Source organism: Pseudoalteromonas sp. JB197 (genome assembly GCF_002332205.1).
GTDB lineage: Bacteria > Pseudomonadota > Gammaproteobacteria > Enterobacterales > Alteromonadaceae > Pseudoalteromonas > Pseudoalteromonas nigrifaciens.
Genome location: NZ_NRGZ01000003.1, coordinates 23,749 through 46,165 on the forward strand (window position 1 = coordinate 23,749; position 22,417 = coordinate 46,165).

Here is a 22,417-nt window from a genome sequence, read left to right on the forward strand (position 1 = left end):
TTCTCCAAAGTATGGCAAATTATGAGGTTAACAACCCCTTAAACTTAATTTAATTCCTATGGCTATAAAAAACGAACTATCAATTCTTACCAAAGCTGAGCAGCTTGATCTATATTCTCCGCCGCTATTATCACTTGAACAACAACGATTGTATTTTACGCCAAACGAGATCGAGTTAACAGAGTTGAAAAGTATTCGCCTAAGGAACCACCGATGCTATTTCATTGCGTTATTAGGGTATTTTAAGTCTAAGCCTGTGATTCTTTCACCTAGCTTTAACCTCATCTTTGACGATATGCAGTTTATTTCAACGCAAGTTCAAGGAGGCAAAGGGATCAGGCCTTTCAGCATTAATAAGATGCAGCGTGACCGTATATATCAAAGAATACTGAGGTTATTAAACTATCAGAAATGGGACGAAAGTCTGCACTTTGCGCCGCTGTACGAACATCTTGTTATGGTCGGCAAAGCTTGGCTTGAGCCTCGTTATCTATTCGATGCAGCCGCTGAATATCTAGCAACGCATAGAATTGCCATCCCTAAATATACTGTCTTACAAAAGCTTATCAGTCGTGTTATCCAACAGGTCAAGAAGGCGTTAAATAATAAGCTTCGTATTCATGTTTCATCTGAACTACACGGATTTCTAAATACTATTATCGATGACAAAGATGGGCTCTCCTTAAGCCAGCTTCGAGCCGGTGCAAAAAGCGTTATGGTGACAGAGCTAAAAAAAGAACTGACGGTGTATCATCAGTTACAGCCTTATACAAGACAGATTGATAATGCTGTTAAGGGCTTAGCCTTATCGTCTAAAAACCAACAACACTTCGGTGAAATGGTGGATTATTATGGCAGTAAACTAAAACGCTTTAAGCGTCCACAGCAACACCTATGGTTGCTGTGTTTTCTGACTCAACGCATACGGCAAAGCCTAGAGCGATTGGCTGATGGGTTTATTCATCATATCCGTAAACAACAAGAAGCTGCGCATGCGTTTGCCCAACAGGCAGTGTTTGACTCATGGAGGTCAGCTGCAGACAATGTCACCAAAGCCGCAGAATTACTGCATCTGTTTGTTGATGACAGTATCGACGATAATCAACCATTTGCAACGGTTAGGCAACAAGCATTAAGTGTAATGAATAACCAAGATATAGAAACGCTATGCCTGTACTTAAAAAAGCAAAAACGCACGGTAGAAGAATATCAATGGCAATATTATGATGATCAAAACGGGTTAATTGAGCAGTTATTAAGGCCCGTGTTTCTATGTCTTGAATGCCAAGCAGGTAAAGGCTCAGAAGCATTAGTGACCCAGCTCAAAACCACAAAAACAGAACTATTAGCAGGTAATACATTGCAAACAATGGATAGTACACTTATCCAACAAAAACATCGTCCATGGTTAATTAACAAGGATGTTGTTCATCCACAGCGATACGAATGGTTGCTTTACCGTCAACTGGCTTCTCGGCTTAATGGTCGAATTTACTTATCAAACGTCACTAAATATCGTGCGCTAGAAGACGACTTAATTGCATCGTCAATACAGCCTGATCTATTGGCATCATCAACATTGGAAAAGCTAAAGCAGCCGATTCAGAAGCTACTGCAAGTAAAACAAATACGCTTAACAACATCCCTAGAAGATGTTGCTCGTCACATTGATAATGGTGATAACCGCAATGTGATCATGAAGAGCCGAAGTGGCACACGATGGCGACTGCCAGTTAAAGGCTCCCAATCACTTGTCAACAACCCTTTCTTTAAACAAATGATCCCCGTCAGTATTGCTGATGTGTTGCGTTATGTTGAACAAGAAACCAACTTTATGCAATGCTTCGCACACGTGCTGCCAATACAAAAACAAGTAGGCGCCAATCAGGATGATTTATTGGCTATTCTAATTGCGAATGCGACACATCGCGGCGTATATGGGATGGCACAAATATCTGATCGCAGTTATGAGCATCTAAGCACTATACAAGCTAATTATATTAGGCCTGAAACCTTGCAAGAGGCTAGTGATATCATCAATAACGCAGTAGCGGCACTCCCTATTTTCCGCCACTATCACATCCAAGAAGACGTCCTGCACGCCAGTACCGATGGGCAAAAATTTGAAACTCACCTTGAGACTTTTAAAACTCGCTACTCCTCGAAATACTTCGGCACCAACAAAGGTATTACGGCCATGACGTTAGTTGCCAATCATAGTGCGTTAAATGCCCGTATCATAGGATCTAATGAGCATGAGTCCCATTATATTTACGACTTACTACAATCTAATACTAGTGATCTTAAGCCAGATGTCCTCTCAACCGACACCCATGGTGTTAATCATGTTAATTATGCCTTATTGGATTTATGCGGTTATAGTTTTGCGCCTAGGTATGCTCAGTTCACCAGTGTGATCAATGACCTATTTAACGTAACTGAAAGCGACGACGGAAACACGCATCTGGCGCTGAAAAAGCCGATAAAAATGAATGTGATTGAAGAAGGCTGGCAGGATATTCAGCGTATTGTGTTATCCCTTCAAGAAAAACGCACAACACAGGCATTGCTAGTACGCAAATTATCTGGTTATCCATCTAGACACCCTATATTACAAGCATTAACGGAATATAATAGGCTCATCAAAGCCCAATATTTACTTGATTATATTGATGATGCAAGTCTGCGCCAATATGTTCAACGAGCACTGAACCGAGGCGAAGCCTGGCATTTCCTCAGGCGAGCTATTGCATCGGTCAATCGTGACCAGTTCCGTGGAAAAAACGAATCAGAAATAGTCGTCTGGAACGAGTGTGCCCGTTTGACGGCAAATGCTATTATCTACTTTAACTCGATGATCCTAAGTCATCTATTACTGCACTTTGAAGAAGTTGGTGACGAGGAAAAAGCAGCAATAACTCGACAAGTATCACCCGTTGCATGGCAGAACATTAATCTGAGCGGCACTTATCAGTTCGCTAGTAACCGCAAACTACCTGATTTACAGGAAATAACTAGGCCTATTGTTGAAAATGAAGTCTAAAATGAAAGGTAACCCAGCTCCACAAGCCATTAACTGCGAGGGTTGTGGCGATTTATGTTACTTTAGAGGGGAAAATCCCTAGAACCCCTTAACCATGTAGTTCTTTTAATATTAACTTTTGTGGTACTGCTTTGGCTGGCCCCGCCCTGAGATTAGGATGAGAAAGAGAGAGAAAAAGAGAGAAAAAATAGAAAAGGCAATGAAGTTGGCCGAGAAGGAGCTCGGGGTTAAGGGTTTGTTTATTACAAACCCTTATTTTGCATGATGGTCTAGTATGCTTATTGGTGTAGGTCATAGCTATTGCGTAAATATTCTATACTTTTTCAATTCATTATTACTAAGTATTTTCATTGAGTCTAAGTGGCTGATATCTTTAACTTCAGATAAATAATCTAAATGTTTTTGCTTGTCTGGTGTGTCAGCGATATTTAGAGCCTCCTCAAAGTCTACTGGTTCTTCTGTAAATGTATCTACGATACTCCAATCTAGCCATAATAATGAGAACGTAGCTTTACCAGTGCGAGCAAAGCTATGACCCGCAAACCTTAGGTCAACGCCTTGCTGTATGCGTGTTTTACTAGACAATAAAAGCATGTTGCAAGCGCTCCCGCAGATTCCGCCTCTTGTCGTTGTTTTATCTAAACCGATCTTGTAATAGTCTGCCATGCAAGTTGCAAGTTCACGTTCGGAAATTAGCCTAGACATTCTCAATGCATCGCTTACTTCTCCGCCACCAGAATTTAAGCAAACCGTATCGACTTCAGGGTGTTTATTTATAAATTCAATAAAATCGTCTGCACTCTGCTTATTTATATCCCCCACAAACAACGCCACATTTTCTAAACACTCACCTTCGATCTTACAAGCGTCAACTATTGATGTGCGGGCAAATTTTTCCAATGTAGCTGGGTGCGTTAAATATTGTTCAAACGTTTCGATTTTATGTTTCTTTTGGTAGTTACCGATTGATTTTACAGTTACAAATGGCAATAGTATTGTAAATATGCATACTGTCAGTGTCGCTATTCCTATATACGTCAAACTTGTTTTTATAGTCATTTTTGACTTATCTCCCTAATTATTGTGCGGCCATTCCCGCCATAAAGCCTAATACTCACACTGCTAGTTATTTAAATAGCGGTACATTTTCTTCTATCCATTTAAAATGAGCCGGATAGCGGCATTTTTCTATAAACTTCCCACCATTTCTCATACGGTTATACCCCTTTTATTAATATAGGCTAAAGTGATTATCCATCATTTCTAAGGTTAATAGGAGGTGTCTATTAGCTCATTTAGGGCAAATGTAGTGAAATTTAAAACCTTACTTCACTTTTAAAAGCATTACTGGCTTCTTCTTATTAACTCATTTTGACGCAATATAGCCAAGGTATCCGAAGGTGTGACTTGCCACGCGCCCGACAATCTGCGTAAAGTAAAAACACCTAATTCAAGTCTATCTTCGGGTGATAAAAAGTGATGTAAGTGTCGGCCAGCGACTGAGATAGTGACAGCAGCCCCCTGTGAACCATTATTATAAACTGCCATCCCTTTGTTTTTATTCTCGCCATGAAATGAAGCTTTTACTTCGCTTTTCAAGCCAAACAACACGCCGCACAACCCGGTTAACTCGCTTTTAGTCAGCTGTATTATTGTTTTATTTGCCCAGTCTGGTGATTCACCAGGGGAGTTAATGGTGGTCATTTCAATACTTAACGTCTGCAAGCCAAGCCGACTAGATGTGTACTGAACGTTCATAGCTGTGCGCTTTAATGGATCTGGATGCCTATCAGCATAAAATGTAAGTGTTTCACCAAAGTTGTTCTGTTGTGACATTCTTCCCCCTAAATATCTAAGCGTTTACTTGCTGCTCTTAGGCGTTCATCACCCCTAAAGTCATATTTTTGCGTTGTTGCTAAGCTTGCATGGCCCATTGCATCTTTAACTGTAATTAGATCTTCGCCGTTCTCTAGCATTGACGAAGCGAATGTCCTTCTTAGGTCATGCGGGGCACACTTTTCTATACCGGCCTCGACAGATCTACTATTTAAAATATGGTAAATTGCCTGGCTAGTCATGCGCTCTGAGGTAACATCATCGTATCTGCGAATACGACTAAATAGCGGCCCTGGAATATCACTTCTCACTTCCTCAACCCAGCTTTCAAGCCTTTGAAATGCGCCATCTGGCAAGTATGCCATGCGCTCTTTATTACCTTTACCTAGCACTTTTAGCGAGCGGTTATGCCGGTTATAATGAGCAAAATCAAGGGATACAACTTCAGCTCTTCGTAATCCGCACCCGACTAAAACAGATAAAATAGCGCTATCTCTAACCCCAATAGCAGACTTATCACTTTCACATGTGAAAAATAATTTCTTCACTTCAGCAGGGGCCAGGGCTCTACCTTTGGGTATCCTTGACCCTCTAACCGATTTAACTAACTTGATATGTTGGTAAGTGTCAGTGCTAATAAGCTTAAGTGTCCACGCCTCTACGGCTACACCTTTTATTGCCGCCAAGTAATTATTTATGGTGGCCGGTGCTTTTCCCGCATCAGTGAGCATGGTCAAAACTGCCTGTACATGGTGCCGCTCAAGCATACCCCAAGGACAGGTTCTTAAATCATGGTAACCCATCATTTTAGCGATGTTGTTTAAAAACGACCTCATGGCTAGCCGGCTACTTTCAGCCCTTAAGCCCATTAAGTATGAAACTGCAGGGTTTTTTTCAATACCATTTACACCAGTGCCCGCAGCCTCCGCACTTAACACTTCAAAAGTACGCTCTGCAGGGAGAAATGTGACTTCGGTATTTTCATCTTTGTTTTGTTCGTGCATTTTTTGATGCCTCAAAGTAACTTTGTGCTTTTGCTCCATACTAAGTTTAAGTTTGTGTGTTTAGAACAACCCCAAATAATGAAGTACGGACATATTATTTGTGTTTATTTTACTCAGTATCACCGGCTAAATTACAGCTTCTAATTTTAAATTCTGATGGTGTTGACTCGATATTTATTATATCACAGGCTCTACTTTCTAAAAGGGTCATTTTAATAAGTAGGTGCTAGTGGGTTATCTATTTTTTATACCGAATCGAATGTATTTTTGGCTATTGTTTTTCCACAGCTTAAATAGTACTATTTATAGTATAAATAGTACTAGGGTATATGTATGAGAGTTTTAGTTACTGGCGGCATGGGTTACATAGGTAGCCACACATGTATTGCATTACATGACGCAGGTATTACACCTGTTATTTATGATAACTTGTCTAATGCAAGTGCGCAGGTACTTGACCAACTCGAAAAGATTACGGGTACTCGGTTTGAGTTTATTTTGGGCGACATACAAGACGAGCAACAGTTTAAGCTCGCTCTAAAACATACTAAAGCCGAAGCTGTATTTCACTTTGCGGCTTTAAAAGCCGTTGGCGAATCTACCGAGCAACCACTGCGCTATTATCAAAATAATGTGTCGGGCACATTAAGTATGTTACAAAGCATGCAAGAAGCCGATGTTAACCACATTATATTTAGCTCATCGGCCACTGTGTACGGCGAGCCAGATTACCTCCCTATTGACGAAAAGCACCCTATACGCGCTACTAACCCATATGGTTGGACTAAAGTCATGGTTGAGCAAGCTATGCAAGACGTATGTAATGCCAATAGTCAATTTATGGGCATAGCGCTGCGTTACTTTAACCCTGTAGGTGCGCACCCAAGTGGTTTATTAGGTGAAAGCCCCAATGGTATTCCTAATAACTTAATGCCATTTATTGCTCAAACAGCGGTAGGTAAACGCGAGGTGGTTAATATTTTTGGTGACGACTACGACACCGAAGATGGCACAGGCATGCGCGACTATATTCATGTTTTAGATTTAGCTAAAGGCCATGTAGCGGCATTTATGCAGCATAAAACAGATACCGCTTTTCATGCTTACAACCTAGGCACAGGCCAAAGTTATTCAGTGCTTGATATGATTAAGGCATTTAGTGCATCAGCCAATAAAGATATTCCGTATAAGAGTGCACCGCGCCGAGCAGGCGATATTGCCTGCAACTACGCCGATGCCACAAAAGCGAAAAATACACTTAACTGGCACGCAGAACTAACACTTAGCGATATGACCAACGATACATGGCGCTGGCAAACTAATTACCCTCGTGGGTTGGAGAGTTAACATGGCTTTATTAGAAAGTACTCACAGACGTAAAAACCCACTAACGGGTCGTTGGGTGTTAGTGTCACCGCATCGTAATAACCGCCCATGGTTAGGCGCAACAGAAGCTGTAAATGAAAGCGCACTGCCTAAGCACGATGAAAGCTGCCCACTTTGCCCAGGTAACACCCGTGCAAATGGCGACAGCAATCCAGATTACGAATACACGCATGTATTTAGCAATGATTTTGGCGCACTGACACCTAATGCCAGCGACCAATCTCAAAGCTTAGAGTCAGACAGCGATTTATTTATTGCCGATGAAGCAAGCGGCGAATGCCGTGTAATTTGCTTTTCGCCAGAGCATAACAAAACATTACCTGAGCTAGAGCTCGACGCCCTGTATGAAGTAGTAAAAACCTGGAAAGAAAACTACACTGAACTTGCACAGCACTATGAATGTGTACACGTTTTTGAAAACAAAGGGGAAATCATGGGGTGCTCGCAACCTCATCCACACGGCCAAATATGGGCTCATTCGCACTCATCTACCGAAATAGAAGCAGAAGATACACAGCAACTTGCCTATTATAAAAAGCATGGCAGCGCAATGCTTGCCGATTACGCGCAAAAAGAACAAGCAGATCAAACACGTGTTGTATTTGAAAACGCACACTGGCTTGTTGTTGTCCCGTTTTGGGCTGCTTGGCCGTTTGAAACAATACTATTAACTAAAGATAATATTCAAAATTTTAGCCAGCTAAACGATATACAAATAAATACACTCGCACAAGCACTTAAAGTATTAACCACTAAATACGACAACGTATTTAATTGTAGCTTCCCGTATTCTATGGGATGGCACAATGCACCGGCTAATCGTGGCTCAGATGAGCAACATTGGCGCTTGCACGCCCATTTTTATCCGCCGCTACTTCGCTCAGCTACCGTGAAAAAACACATGGTTGGCTACGAAATGCTAGCCGAAAGTCAGCGCGACTTAAGCGCAGAAACCGCCGCTTCTATTTTACAAGCAGCCAGTACCACACACTATAAAAATACAGCAGGACACACAAATGAAGCTTAACGAATTCCAACAACAATTTTTGTCACTGTATGACGTGCCTGCTCAAGGTATTGCAGCCGCTCCAGGGCGTGTAAACCTAATTGGTGAATTTACCGACTACAACGACGGTTTTGTTTTACCGTGCTCGTTAGAGTTTCGTACTCAAGTTATGTTTAAAGAGCGCGACGATAACATTATCACTGTGCATTCTTTAAATTACCCAGGCGAAAAAGACAGCTTTAGTGTTGATGAAGCAATCAGCGAAGGACAATCGCAATGGGGTAACTATATTCGTGCAGTATCATTTGTATTAAAGCGTGCGGGCCATACTTTACGCGGCGCCGATTTACTTATCGACAGTAACTTACCGCAAGGCAGTGGCTTGTCGTCATCGGCTGCGCTAGAAGTTGCTGTTGGTGGTATGTTTAACCATATTGCACAACTTGGTTTAAGCGAAGAAAAAATAGCATTACTAGGCCAAGAAGCCGAAAACGACTTTATGCATTGCCAATCGGGCATTATGGATCAGCTTATTTCGGCAAAAGGCGAAAACGGCCATGCTCTTTTAATTGACTGTGAAAACCTAGCAACCGAGTCTGTAAAAGTTCCAGATGACTTAAATATTGTTATTGTTAACTCTAACTACCCTCGTAAATTGGTAGATAGCGAATACAACCAACGTCGTGTTGACTGTGAGCAAGCAGCTGCAAAAATGAATGTAGCAACACTTCGTAAAGCAACCATGGCCACGCTTGAAGCAACAAAAGACGCATTGAGTGAAAACGAATACAAGCGTGCACACCATGTAATTAGCGAAAATGACCGTGTAATTGCAGCAACTAAAGCGCTGCAAAATAACGACATTGACGCGCTACGTGAGCTAATGGCTGCATCGCACCAGTCGCTTAAGCATTACTTTGAAGTAACCGTACCAGCGACCGATGGCCTAGTAGAAATTTGTAAAGAAGCCATGGGCGATCGCGGTGCAGTACGTATGACCGGAGGCGGCTTTGGTGGTGCTATTGTATGTTTATGTCGTGATGCAGAAGTGCCACTAATTAAAGCAGCGGTTGAGCAGCATTACTTTGAACGCTTTAACTTAAATGCCGACATTTACGTATGTTCAGCGGGTTCAGGGTTACAAATTACGTCTTTTTAAATAAAGTTAAGGAATAAGCATGGCAAAGGTTAATTGGGGAATTATTGGGTGTGGCAATATTGCTCACACCTTTGCTAAAAGCATTGCGCATTGCGCTGATGCTCAGCTTATTGGCGCAGCATCGACTAGCGAGCAGCGCGCAAAAGAGTTTTCAACACCGTACAATATTAAAGGTTATAAGTGCTATCAAGCTCTTATGCAATGCCAAAATATTGATGCTATTTATATAGCTAATACGCATGAGCAACATTTTAAAACGATAGCGCAGTGCTTAACACACAATAAGCATGTACTAAGCGAAAAACCAATTACTGTTAATGCTCAGCAATTGGAAAGCCTCACCGAGCTTGCAAAGCAGAAAAATTGCTTTTTAATGGAAGGCGTTTGGATGCGTTTTTTACCGGCAATAGTAAAATTACAGCAACTCCTAAGCGAAGATATTATTGGTAATGTACATAGCGTGAATGCGAACTTTAGCTTACCTGGCAGCTTTGCAAGCACGCATCGTTTAATGAACCCTACAACAGCGGGTGGCGCCCTGCTAGATTTAGGTATTTACCCTATTTCTATTGCTGATGTGGTATTTAATAAAGCCCCAGAACAAATCAAATCTTTTGTACACAAAAGCATAACCGGTGTTGATGAGCGAAGCACTGCTATAGTTGATTACGGTAACGGACAGTTTGCATCTCTTGCTAGTGCACTCCAACAAAGCGGCCCAACTGAGGCATGTATTAATGGTGAGCTTGGCTTCATTCGCATTCCTGAATTTGTAGGCGCTCAATCTATAGAACTCCATATATATGGCCAAGACTCGCAACACTTTGAATACGGCTTTAGTGATGATGAAAACTTTAAGTTTGAAATTGCACATGTTACGCAGTGTATATTACAAAAACAGACGCAAAGCACCGTGTTACCACTAAGTACTAGCTTACGAGTTATAAACATAATGGATACCTTACGGGCACAATGGCAACTGAAATATAACTACGCTATTGAGTCGGCTGAACTGACAAAATAAAAACACACAACAAGGACACACAATGACACACGCACTCAAAGCGCTTTCAAAAGCTATATTACTCGCTACGTGCAGTTTATCTGCCAGTGTAACCTTTGCTGAGTCTAATAAACCAGAGCAACTATATCCTCCAATCACTAGCGAAGTACTCCCAGAGCTTGCAGCCAAAGGTAGCTATAATGTAGGAGTGCAAACACTTGATTTAGTTAACCCTGAGCAATTTGACCCAGCTACACAAGGTCAAAATGATCGTCCTCTAAAAGTCGAGGTATGGTATCCGGCTGCAAATACAGCACAAACGCCGCTTACCAGCTACACCGATCAAACTCGCTCAGGTAAAAAATTTACTCTGCAAGCCGATGCTATGCGCGATGTAGCCATTAATAATAAAGAGCATTACCCTGTTATTGTACTTTCTCACGGCTATACTGGCTATCGCACCATTATGTACTACCTTGGTGAGCATTTAGCCTCGAATGGCTACATTGTTGTAGCAATTGATCATACCGACTCAACCAATGCTGATGTTGATTTTAAAAACGCACCATTTTCGGGCTTTTTTAGCACGCTCATAAATCGCTCGCGCGATCAGCAATTTGTTATTAATTACTTTAACGAGCAAAAAAACTTTGCAAGCAAGCAAGTAGATAGCAAAAACGCTGGCGTAATTGGTTACTCAATGGGTGGCTATGGCGCGGTAAATACCATTGGTGGTTGTTATGCTTTTAATGAGCAAACTACGGCTATGTTTACGGGTATGAAAGACCCAGCTCAAATTAAAAAAGTACAACAATTACTAAACAGCTGTGCTGGTGGGCAATACCAAAATCCAAAAGTAGACCCACGTATAAAAGCGATGGTGGCCTTTGCGCCTTGGGGCGGACAGCACGATATATTTGATACCAAAGCGATGGGAAATATTAAAGTACCTTCGCTTTATATATCCGGTAGTTTAGATGATATATCAGGGTATGAAGGTATTAAAAGTCTTTATAACCAAACGGGCAGCGAAAATAAGTACATGCTTACTTACAAAAATGCACGCCATAATATTGCACCGCACCCAGCTCCAGCTATTGCACAAAGTAGTAGTGAGTTAGATATAGGTCATTACTACGAGTCATCGTGGTCTATGCGCACGCTAAACGAAATCAATAAACACTTTGTACTTGCTATGATGGATTGCCACGTAAAAGGTATCGCCAGCGAATGTAAATACTTAGATTTACCACAAAGCGGCGACCAAGCTGTTGTTGATGGCAAGCCACTGCCACAGTGGCGTGGGTTTGATAATCGTTTTTCTACCGGTATGGACTGGCAACAAACAAGTCCTCACAGTAAGTAGTGAAAATTCAAAGCTGCTTTTTGTTTAAATAGTCGTGTTCACACTTAAAAATCCTCTAAAGTAAAACAGCTTTTATATAAGAAACTTATCTATAAAAACAAGCATATTTTACTTTTATACAAATATTTTAAGAAAAACCATTGCCATTAGCTAGCGTTAAAGGCAATCTAGTTATATATAAGATAAATAATATTAATAATTATGTCTAAATACATACTATCGATTGATCAAGGCACCACAAGCTCTCGGGCCATTTTGTTTACAAAGGATGCTGACGTTTTTGGTACAGCACAACAAGGGTTTTCTCAGCACTTTCCAAAAAATGGTTGGGTAGAGCACGACCCTTACGATATTTGGCAAACAGTGCTTAGTACTAGCCGTGAAGTGTTAACTAAAAACAATGTGAAGCCTGAAGAAGTTATTGCCATTGGTATAACTAATCAACGCGAAACTACCTTGGTGTGGAATAAAAAAACAGGAAAAGCTATTTACAATGCAATTGTTTGGCAAGATCGCCGCACCAGTGATTACTGCGAAAGCTTAAGTACAAATGATTTTTGCCAAACTATAAGCGACAAAACAGGCTTGATACTCGACCCGTACTTTTCCGCCACTAAAATCCGTTGGATTTTAGATAACGTGGAAGGTGCTCGCGAACAAGCGCTTGCCGGCGAGCTTGCTTTTGGGACAGTTGATACTTATTTACTTTGGCACCTAACCGGTGGGAAAGAACACCGTACTGATGCAACGAATGCATCGCGCACCATGTTATTTAATATCCATACTCAACAGTGGGATCCAGAATTACTCGATTTATTTGAGGTTCCAGAATCCATGCTGCCAGAAGTGATGGACTCAGCAGATGAATTTGGTTCAACGAGTGATAATATTTTTGGTTCGCCAATCCGTATCTGTGGTATTGCAGGTGACCAACAAGCCGCACTTGTAGGTCATGCATGCTTCGAACAAGGAATGGCAAAAAGCACCTATGGTACAGGTTGCTTTCTCATGCTTAATACCGGTGAAAAAGCACTTACTTCTGAAAATCGTTTGTTAACCACTGTTGCATATCGCTTAAATGGCAAATCAACTTATGCTATTGAAGGCAGTATTTTTATGGCTGGCGCAACCATGCAGTGGATTGTTGAAGGCTTGAAACTACTAAGCCATGCTGGTGAAAGTGAGTCGATAGTAAAAGATGTACCACTGGATCATGGCGTATTCCTAGTTCCTTCATTCACAGGGCTTGGCGCTCCGTATTGGGATCCTAATGCGCGTGGCGCTATTTTAGGCCTCACACGTGACTCAGGTATTAGCACCATCGTTGCCGCAGCGTTGCAATCGGTAGGTTATCAAACTAAAGATTTACAAAAGGCGATGGAGCGTGATGGTTTGCGCCCAAGTGTACTGCGTGTTGATGGTGGTATGGTTAAAAATAATTGGGCAATGGCGTTTTTATCAAATATTTTAGGTGCGACAGTTGAGCGTCCTACAGTAAGCGAAACAACTTCTCTAGGTGTCGCTTACTTAGCAGGTCTTCAAGCAGGGGTTTACGAGTCAACAGAGCAATTATCTAAAATGTGGACATGTGATCACCGTTTCGAACCAACAATGAGCGTCGACGAACGTAACGAGCTATATGCAAAATGGCAGCACTGTGTTGCTCAAGTTTGCTTAACTAATGATAGTTGTGACCAGTAAATTCAATGTTTTCATATGATTAATAGAAGGTGAGCGGTGAAATTAGCAGATAATGAATATGACTTACTCGTCATCGGTGGTGGCGTAAACGGCACAGGCATAGCAGCTGATGCTGCAGGAAGAGGGCTTAAAGTACTTTTGTGCGAACAGTCTGATTTAGCTTCTGCAACATCTTCAAATAGTTCCAAGCTGATCCATGGTGGACTGCGCTACCTAGAGCATTACGAATTTAGATTAGTAAAAGAAGCGCTAGCTGAGCGTGAAGTACTTCTAAAAAATGCTCCCCACATTATGTGGCCACTTACTTTTAGATTACCACATCAGAAACATCTGCGCCCAGCTTGGATGATTCGGATTGGTCTGTTTATGTACGATAACTTGGCTAAACGGGTTACCTTGCCTGCGTCTAAAAGTATAAAATTTGGCGAACATAGTGTATTAGAGCCTACAATCACTAAAGGCTTTGAATATGCGGATGGGTGGGTTGATGACTCTCGTTTAGTCATTTTAAATGCATTAGCCGCTCAAGAAAGAGGCGCTGTTATTGCCACACAAACAAAATGCGTGAAAGCGCACCGCGAGCAAGGCACATGGCAAGTAACCCTAGAACAGCAAGAGACTAAACAGCACTATGATATTTCAGTTAGAGGTATTGTAAATGCTGCAGGCCCTTGGGTTGCTAAATTGTTTGATGAAACACTTGAAGAAAAATCGCCACAAAATATTCGCCTTGTAAAGGGCAGTCATATTGTTGTACCGCGTATTCATGATGAATCACATGCTTATATTTTACAAAATAAAGATAATCGCATTGTGTTTGTGTTGCCATTTGAGGATGATTATTCTCTAATTGGTACTACCGATGTTGAATATAATGGTGCTGCACAGGATGTAAAAATAAGTGACGAAGAAATCGATTATCTTATCGATATTACTAATAACTACTTTAAAAAGCTTATTAAACGTGAAGATATAGTACATACCTTTTCTGGGGTAAGGCCATTACTTGATGACGAGTCGGTTAATGCACAGGCTGTTACTCGGGACTATAAATTAGAACTTTCAAGTGACGGTCAGCGCACGCCGTTACTGAGTGTATTTGGCGGTAAAATTACCACTTATCGAAAACTTGCAGAAGCAGCAATTAATAAGCTTGAAAGCTTTTATCCGCAAATAGGCAAACCATGGACGAAACATAATGTTTTGCCCGGTGGTGATTTTAGCTCTGTAAAAACACTTAAAAAACAATTAAAATCAAGCTATAAGTGGTTACCAGAGGTACTCTTAAATCGTTTGATACGTACTTATGGTACGCGTGCTGTAAATGTTTTAGGTGGCACAAAGCAGTTGAGTGATTTAGGTCAAAACTTCGGTCATAATTTATATGCGGCAGAAGTGGATTATCTATTGAATTATGAATGGGCTAATAGTACAAGCGACATATTGTGGCGACGCACAAAGCTAGGACTACGTTTCAATCCTGAACAAATTACTACACTTAATCACTATATTGAGTACAGCAAGTCAGCTAAAAGTGCTTAATAACATGCAGTCATATAGCCCCTCATAATAGAGGGGCTATTCTTTCATCTCTAAATTAAATAAATAATTAAAGCCACTAAGCGTCGCTGCTTTAACATCAACCCCAATACTCTTAACACCGATTTGCTTCAGTGCTGTAATAAAACATTTATTAAGTTGCTCTGTACCAATAACTACTACTTGCGTATCACTTAATAATTGCCATTCGCTAGCATGGCGAGATGCTCTTACATCGCTGCCAATTAAGACGCCCGATAAATATGCTTTTGCTTGTACTGGAGTTAAATCCTTTGAAAGTTGACGAGTACGCACACTAAAAATACCATGCGCCAAGTTCCCGTTATCACTACCTAAAGTAAGCTCACAACCTTGTTCAAATGATTCCCAGTCAAACTCTCCTTTTGCGCAATCGTTAGGAATTAAAACACTTTGATTACATAATAAATCGTATAATTCACCGGTCATTGCTGTTTTAAAGCATATTATTTCACCGCGGTCTAATAACACCCACTTTGTATGGGTACCCGGCAAACAAAGTAGCACTTTAACATGCTGGTATTCGGGGTTTTCTTTTAAAAACCCCAAAATTTGAAGTTCTTCACCACGCATTACGTCAAATAAATTATTTTTTAGCATGCACTTTGTACCAGGTAACGCCTTTATAGTAAGTCCCGCATAACTAAAACTCACTGCTAAATTAAGTAACTCTTCAGGGTTAATTGGACACTCTAAATAAGGCGTTACATGCCAGCCAATATTCGAGGTGATCTGCCCTGAAATATAAATAGGTAAACTGCCATACTCTTGCTCCCAGTCACCAACTGTATCAACTAAGGTTTGCCCAAAGTGTTGGCTAGCTTTTACTACGCCGGGTCCGTCGCGTTGCGCTAATAACTTAAATGTTGATTGCGTTTGTACTTCACATAAATAAGCACGTAAATGGCTCGTTCCCCAGTCAACAGCAATAAAAGATGGTGAAGCAGTCAAGTTTTAAAGCCTCCCGCCGTCAATTTTAATACTTTGCCCGGTGATCATACTACTTTCATCTGCAGCTAAAAATAGTGCTAAATTTGCAACATCCTCAGGTGTAACTAATTTTTTTAATGCCATAGCTGCCATCCATTTTACTTGTTCTTCCTCAGTAAACCAGCTTGCTAGTTGCCGCTTTGTGGCGACCCAACCAGGTAAAATAGCGTTTACTCGAATACCAAATTCACCATAATCTCGAGCTAATGCTTTAGTCATTCCTATGATACCCGCTTTAGCGGTTACATAGCCTGCCATTTGGGGTTGCCCCATAATAGCGTTAATAGAGCTAAAATTTATTATGCTACCTGAGTTCTCTTTTTGCATAAAAGACATTGCGACTTGAGAGGCAAAAAAGGCTGGATTTAAATTTATTTGTAAGCATTGTTCCCAATCATTAACCGTAACTTCTTCACTTGCTTGGCGACGATCGTTTGCTACGTTATTAACTAGTACATTAATATTACCAAGAACTAAACTCGCATCAACTAGTGACTTTTGCAGAGCATATGAGTCTGTTACATCGACTTGTCTATACCATAAATTAGCCTCTGGGAGGCTGTTAATAAGCACTCGTGCGGAGTCATCATCTATATCTATAAATGCCACTTTAGCATCCTGCTTAGCAAACGATTCAACCATTGCCTTTCCGATGCCTGAAGCACCGCCAGTAATAAAGATAACTTTACCTCTAAGGCTATGATATTGGGCTAAGGTGTTCAAATTAGATTCTCCATACAGTGTATATTCACTCCTATTTAACACCATAATAAATCTATAATGAACCAAGCAGAGCTTTTATCACTGTGTTAAACATTTACTAATAAAAGTTTATAGCATATCTATACGTACATTAATATGATATATGCTATATAATAAAGTAATATCTCAACTCGGAATCCTGCGTAATGAAAAGCCAACCTCGTCAAAATTTAACGCAACAACTCGCTCACGATCTAGGGTTTGCTATTGTGCGTGGTATTTACCCTATAAATGAAGGGCTGCCTTCTGAAGCTGACTTATGTATTAAATACGATGTAAGCCGCAGCGCAACTCGAGAAGCGGTAAAAATGCTCTCAGCTAAAGGGTTAATATCTTCTCGTCCTAAACAAGGTATTCGTGTTCTACCTGAAAGTAGCTGGAATATGTTTGATACTGATGTATTACGCTGGATTCTAAGCAGTAACCCGTCACTTTCATTGTTAAAAGAATTCACCCAAGTACGTGTAGCGCTTGAACCACAGGCTGCAGCCCTTGCAGCTATAAGTGCCACAGCTGAGCAACTCGCAGAAATTGATAATGCATTAGCGCGTATGGCAGATGCTGACAAAGGATTGGATGATACGCTGGAAGCAGATATTGCTTTTCATACTAGTATATTAGTTGCCAGTAATAATCGATTTTTTGTACAGTTAACTGAGTTTATCAGTACAGCTTTACGCGTAAGCATTCGTTATACAAATCATATAAAAGGCGTGCCTGGTGCTGATGTAGCAAAACATGCAGATATTTTAAATACCATTAAATCACGCAACCCTGAACGAGCTAAAAAAGCAGTAGAAACAATTTTAGAAGAAGCCCTTGAATTAATTGAATCTAGATTAGTTTAATATTTTGAAGGCTTTAAAAAGGGAGCTTACTTGCTCCCTTTTGCTACTTTTTCTTTAAACTTTAAATTTTATTAAGTTCAAAAACAAGTGATGTTTGTGGAAATGATATTGGCATTTGTAGACCAAATTGCATTAACGCTTCACCTGTGAATTTCTGTCCATTTACCGCAGCAATAGAAGATGGACGATACTCTTCAAATTTAACAGGCCATACTAAGCTAAGTGTGTACTGCGCATCAGCATCTAGGCCAACAAAGCGAAGCTTATTAGGCGCTGTACGCGGTGTTTCGCGCACGCTGTTATAAGCAAATAATGCTTTTGATTTTCGCTCATCGATTAAACCAAAGTTAATTGATAAATCGTCGCTATCAAGGCGGTATAAATCTGCAGCATGAATAAAGTCACGATGCTCTTTATGTAGAGAAATAGCTGCTTTAAGTGCGCTGTATTCGTGATCAGTTAATTCACGTGGGTCCATTTCAATGCCCATATGACCAAACATTGATACAGCAGCACGCATTTCAATACTTACGTTACGCCCTGTAATGTGACAATCCCGAGGACCTACATGAGCCCCCATTACCGACGATGGGAAGAAGAACGAACAACCACGCTGAATTTCAAGGCGATCAAGCGCATCGTTAGAATCTGACGTCCATACACGGTCTGTATGTGCAAGTACGCCGTAATCTACACGGGCACCACCTGATGAACAGCTTTCTATTTCAAGCCCAGGATGCGCGGCTTTAATACGGTCAATTAAACGATAAAGTGCAAGTGTTTGTTGATGCACCGCAGGTTTTCCTGAAAAGTTACCTGCATGGTTAATATCACGGTTCATATCCCACTTAATATACTTTATCGCTGGGTACTCAACTAAGATATCGTGGATTGCTGTGTATAAGTACTCAATAACTTCTGTACGAGTTAAATCAAGCACGAATTGATTTCTGAAGCTTAATTGCTCATTATTTTCTGAGCCTAACACCCAATCAGGGTGAGCACGGTAAAGGTCACTATCTGGGTTTACCATTTCAGGCTCAAACCAAAGGCCAAACTCCATACCTAAGCCATTTACATGCTCGATTATTGGCAACAAGCCATCAGGATACACATCATAGTCTACAGTCCAATCACCAAGTCCTGCATTGTCGTCATGACGCCCTTTAAACCAACCATCATCAAGTACAAAGCGCTCAACACCTAATGGAGCAACTTTGTCAGCTAACTCTTTAAGAGTATCTACATCATGGGTGAAGTAAATTCCTTCCCATGTATTATAATGCACCGGACGTGCTTTCTCACGTTGTGCTTGAGTAAGTAGATTTGCTTTAACAAAACGGTGAAAATTACGAGAAAGCGCGCTAAACCCCTTGTTTGAGAATGAGCTATAAATATTAGGGCTTTGGTAAGTTTCGCCTTTAGAAAGAGTAAGTTCACCAGGTAATAGCAATTCACCCATTTGTACGTAACGGCGCCCTTCGGGTAATAACTCTGCACGCAATTTATTATTACCACTCCAACCTAAGTGGAAACCATAACACTCGCCATGCTGCTCTCCTGCGCCTTCACTATGTACTAATAAACCAGGAAATACGTCGTGTGATGTTTTACCCTTACGATTTTCACGTACAAAACTACCTAGTGTTAAATCAACTGATTGGCGTTGAAACTCATTCGCCCAACGACCCTCGAAGCTTACAATTTTATTTATGCTATCTGGTAACGGAAATGTTGGTGCAGCACAGAAGTTAACGTTTAATGGCAAATCGCCTAAATTAGTTAGTACAGTATGCGCGCTCAATACATCGGTATCATTATCGAGCGTAATACTGTGCAGTAATTCAATACCACGTAATGTATCTACACTTAAAAACTCAATTGTTGAATTTAAAGGCTGGCGAACTTCTTTAAGCTGTGGACCAACTGACCAAGCAATAGAATCATTTATTAACTCAAGCCCTGGTGCACCAGTAAAACCTTCACCTAATAATGGTGAAAGGGAAATGGGTGCTTCTTCAACTACAGCACATTTCACTTCTTGGCGGGTAGCAAGTTGAGCTAACATAGTTTCTGTAGTTTGCTCTGATAATTTTTTACCAAAGTATAGTAACGAAGGTGTTTTTCTTTGACAGTCGAAAATTACAGTGCAATTTGCACTGTCTAATCGATAAAATAATTTAGTGTCAGCCATGATTCTCCTATCCTTTTATCCATTGTGTGAGTTGTAAATATAATGAAGGTATATTAGTTATATCCTGAGTTTATATGCCTATCGTTGCTCAAGGCATAATCTATCAGATGGGAATAATTAATAATAGTATATATCATACAAATAAATTGTTAATAGACTATTGCACCTAAATCACAAACTTTCCTGTACTTAATAAGGCTTCTAAAAGTAAAAATCGGCCAGAGCACCCCCTTGACCGATTTGTCAGCTTTAACAATTGGTAATTTATTTTTGCTCTTGAGCAGATCCAATAACTTCAATTGCAGGTGACTTACCAGCCCATTGAGCTGTTAAGCCAAATACAACCTTATTTACAATCAATGCAAAAGCTACGCATACAATTAAGGTAATAGGCATTACATGAATATAATGCAAATCAGTATGTAATGGTGAGTTTTTAAAGGTCAGCATACCGTACATAGTAACTCCTAAGATTACAGCTGCAATACCTGCTCGCGCATCAACATTTTTAAATAGCAAGCCCACAACAAAAATAGAAAATATAGGCATGCTTAGCAGGCCATTCAATTGTTGCAGTAAATTAATGATGCTATCGGCCTGTTGATAAATAGGCACAAGTACAAGCGTTAAGCTTGTTAGTAGCAATGTTACATAACCACTTAGCTTTACAACACTTGGTTCTTTATTAAAATATGCTTCGTGAATATCACACACATATAATGCCGTAGATGAGTTTATTAAACTGTTATAAGTTGAAAGCACTGCTGCAGCCATTGCTGCGGCAAACACACCTGTTAACCATGTAGGTATTACATCGCCCACAATTCGACCATAAGCGGCGTCGCCAATATCACCATAAAGCTTAAACGAAATAATACCCGGTAATACCACGATTGCTGGGACGATTAAAAAGCGAATCCCCGCAGCTGCAAATATACCTTTTTGCGCTTCTTTAACATTAGGCGCTGCCATTGCTCGCTGCGTAATTGTTTGGTTAGTACCCCAGTAAAACATTTGAATGAAGATCATGCCGGTTAAAAGTGTTGGCCACGGAATAGGTGAATCAGCATCGCCAATTAATGTTAAACGTTCTTCTGGAATACCGCTAAAATCATAATCAATTGCATTAAGTGCTAAAAACACCACTAAAACAGCCATACCGAGTACAAGTATACCGTTGTAGGTATCCGATACAGCAACTGCACGCAGGCCACCAAAAAAGGCATAAACAGCACCAATAATGGCAAAGGCTGTCGCAATATACATTAACGGAATATCCACTTTAAACATGGTTTGCATAAATAGCGCACCAGAGTAGATTACCGCTGGCATATAAATAAGTGCATTACCTAAAAAGAACAACCCACCAATAACAGCGCGAATATGCTTGTTGTTATAGCGCTTTTCCAATAACTCTGTCGTGGTAGTACAATTGTATTTGTAATAAACTGGAATAAACACTTTAGCTAAAATAATTAAGCCAATAATTGCTGCTAATTCCCACCAAACTAGTAACGCCATTTGGTTACCATTCATACCTACAAGCTGATCGGTACTTAGATTAGTTAATGTGATCGAACCTGCAACAAAAATCCAAGTAAGGCCACCGCCCGCTAAAAAATACTCTTTGGTTTGGCTTTGTCCGTTATTGCGATTTTGACCTCGACATTTCCAATAAGTAAGGCCACCAATTAATGCGGTGACAAAAACAAAAACCACTAACTGTAAAATGTTATCTGACATGTGTGTGTCTCTTATATGTGTGTGAAAACAGACACGCTAAAATGCGTGCGCATCTCGACTTAGCTCTAATTTAATTTGCTTTAAAGGCTTGAGTTCTGGATGCTGATTATGAATTTTTACTAAGGCGTTAAGCTGAAAAAGTGAAATTAACATGCTATTTAACACATTTAAGTAACCTTGCTTATGTAAGTTAACAATAGTGTCATGATCAAGTGCTTGAAGCTTATCTTCGTCAACGGTACTCAAGCCTTGAATAGTTTGAGGGTCGCCTTGTTCGAACTGCAAAATAATATCAATATCCTTTATAAGCCCTAAACGCACTAACTCTTGTGTAAATTTATAAGTGAGATAATCGTTTTTTAAATCAGCTTCGAGTAGTTTTTTCTGCGCGCTTAAAAATAAACTTGGGGTTCCTTTATTATCAAATAACGCTTCACCTTGCTCTATATTTACTACTGAGCTTTCTTCATCTATAGCAACAAAGTAATCACTACTATTAGCATCGTGTGTTAATAAATAAAGTGGATATGATTGCATACACATTGGTGTATAAAGTGCGTGCCATTTTGTGTTATTTACTAATAAATTTTTATTAGCATTAAAACTGGTTAGGGCTGAAATTGTATAGCTACCATTTTGTGCATTACGTGCAAAAAACACAGGAAGATCGCACGTTACTTTAGCTACTTCTGTTGCTCTTAAATTAAGTAAATGCTTGGTTGATGCATAAATTGCCGCAGCATTAGGGTTAACTTTTAATGCTTGATGTTCTGTGTTTGATAATTTTTTAATTGCCAT

The 22,417-nt window shown here is 40.3% G+C and carries 17 protein-coding genes; 9 read left to right on the plus strand and 8 right to left on the minus strand.

All coding sequences use genetic code 11. From position 1 onward, the window contains the following. The first annotated feature begins 58 nt into the window (after nt 1-58). Entirely contained in the window at nt 59-3,043 is a 2,985-nt protein-coding gene (locus CIK86_RS18600; protein WP_008126957.1) for a Tn3-like element ISKox2 family transposase, read from the plus strand. A 297-nt stretch (nt 3,044-3,340) separates the two neighbouring features. Here the strand turns inward: CIK86_RS18600 and CIK86_RS18605 are convergent, their stop codons facing one another. The 3 genes from CIK86_RS18605 to CIK86_RS18615 form a co-directional block, all read right to left on the minus strand. Beyond that, nucleotides 3,341-4,102 (minus strand): hypothetical protein, encoded by a 762-nt coding sequence (locus CIK86_RS18605; RefSeq protein WP_086996312.1) that lies wholly within the window; start codon nt 4,100-4,102, stop codon nt 3,341-3,343. A 285-nt stretch (nt 4,103-4,387) separates the two neighbouring features. Then, on the minus strand, nt 4,388-4,879 hold the full coding sequence (locus CIK86_RS18610; RefSeq protein WP_086996315.1) for a hypothetical protein: 492 nt from the start codon (nt 4,877-4,879) through the stop codon (nt 4,388-4,390). An 8-nt stretch (nt 4,880-4,887) separates the two neighbouring features. Continuing rightward, a complete protein-coding gene (locus CIK86_RS18615; protein WP_086996400.1) occupies nt 4,888-5,883 on the minus strand; it encodes a tyrosine-type recombinase/integrase in 996 nt (331 codons plus the stop codon). A 333-nt stretch (nt 5,884-6,216) separates the two neighbouring features. Between CIK86_RS18615 and galE the strand changes: the two genes are divergently transcribed. The 7 genes from galE to glpD all read left to right on the plus strand — a co-directional run bounded on the left by galE (nt 6,217) and on the right by glpD (nt 15,046). Beyond that, nucleotides 6,217-7,230 carry a UDP-glucose 4-epimerase GalE gene (galE, locus tag CIK86_RS18620; protein WP_086996318.1) on the plus strand — a complete coding sequence of 338 codons (1,014 nt, stop codon included), beginning with the start codon at nt 6,217-6,219 and terminating at the stop codon, nt 7,228-7,230. Between the two features lies 1 nt (nt 7,231). Next, entirely contained in the window at nt 7,232-8,296 is a 1,065-nt protein-coding gene (locus tag CIK86_RS18625) for a UDP-glucose--hexose-1-phosphate uridylyltransferase (protein WP_086996321.1), read from the plus strand. Further along, entirely contained in the window at nt 8,286-9,434 is a 1,149-nt protein-coding gene (gene galK / locus CIK86_RS18630; RefSeq protein WP_086996324.1) for a galactokinase, read from the plus strand. The genes CIK86_RS18625 and galK overlap by 11 nt, the downstream gene beginning before the upstream one ends. A 19-nt stretch (nt 9,435-9,453) precedes the next feature. Next, nucleotides 9,454-10,458, plus strand: a complete 1,005-nt coding sequence (locus CIK86_RS18635) for a Gfo/Idh/MocA family oxidoreductase (RefSeq protein WP_086996327.1) — start codon at nt 9,454-9,456, stop codon at nt 10,456-10,458. Between the two features lie 22 nt (nt 10,459-10,480). Beyond that, the gene (locus CIK86_RS18640; RefSeq protein WP_086996330.1) at nt 10,481-11,803 is read left to right on the plus strand and encodes a dienelactone hydrolase family protein; all 1,323 of its coding nucleotides are present in this window, start codon (nt 10,481-10,483) and stop codon (nt 11,801-11,803) included. 201 nt (nt 11,804-12,004) lie between these two features. Beyond that, the gene (gene glpK, locus CIK86_RS18645) at nt 12,005-13,504 is read left to right on the plus strand and encodes a glycerol kinase GlpK (RefSeq protein ID WP_086996333.1); all 1,500 of its coding nucleotides are present in this window, start codon (nt 12,005-12,007) and stop codon (nt 13,502-13,504) included. 36 nt (nt 13,505-13,540) lie between these two features. Next, entirely contained in the window at nt 13,541-15,046 is a 1,506-nt protein-coding gene (gene glpD / locus CIK86_RS18650; protein ID WP_086996336.1) for a glycerol-3-phosphate dehydrogenase, read from the plus strand. Nucleotides 15,047-15,082: 36 nt separating this feature from the next. On the opposite strand, the gene CIK86_RS18655 is transcribed toward glpD, so the two are convergent. Continuing rightward, nucleotides 15,083-16,033 carry a 2-dehydro-3-deoxygalactonokinase gene (locus CIK86_RS18655; protein WP_024604788.1) on the minus strand — a complete coding sequence of 317 codons (951 nt, stop codon included), beginning with the start codon at nt 16,031-16,033 and terminating at the stop codon, nt 15,083-15,085. 3 nt (nt 16,034-16,036) lie between these two features. Then, the gene (locus tag CIK86_RS18660; protein WP_086996340.1) at nt 16,037-16,795 is read right to left on the minus strand and encodes an SDR family oxidoreductase; all 759 of its coding nucleotides are present in this window, start codon (nt 16,793-16,795) and stop codon (nt 16,037-16,039) included. Between the two features lie 185 nt (nt 16,796-16,980). Here CIK86_RS18660 and CIK86_RS18665 point away from each other — a divergent pair, with 185 nt between their 5' ends. Next, nucleotides 16,981-17,682, plus strand: coding sequence for a FadR/GntR family transcriptional regulator (locus CIK86_RS18665; RefSeq protein ID WP_024604790.1), 702 nt, complete (start codon nt 16,981-16,983; stop codon nt 17,680-17,682). Nucleotides 17,683-17,743: 61 nt separating this feature from the next. On the opposite strand, the gene CIK86_RS18670 is transcribed toward CIK86_RS18665, so the two are convergent. The 3 genes from CIK86_RS18670 to CIK86_RS18680 all read right to left on the minus strand — a co-directional run bounded on the left by CIK86_RS18670 (nt 17,744) and on the right by CIK86_RS18680 (nt 22,417). Further along, on the minus strand, nt 17,744-19,876 hold the full coding sequence (locus CIK86_RS18670; RefSeq protein WP_024604791.1) for an alpha-galactosidase: 2,133 nt from the start codon (nt 19,874-19,876) through the stop codon (nt 17,744-17,746). Between the two features lie 264 nt (nt 19,877-20,140). Next, on the minus strand, nt 20,141-21,619 hold the full coding sequence (locus CIK86_RS18675; protein WP_086996343.1) for an SLC5 family protein: 1,479 nt from the start codon (nt 21,617-21,619) through the stop codon (nt 20,141-20,143). A 36-nt stretch (nt 21,620-21,655) separates the two neighbouring features. Beyond that, nucleotides 21,656-22,417 carry a SapC family protein gene (locus tag CIK86_RS18680; RefSeq protein WP_024604793.1) on the minus strand — a complete coding sequence of 254 codons (762 nt, stop codon included), beginning with the start codon at nt 22,415-22,417 and terminating at the stop codon, nt 21,656-21,658.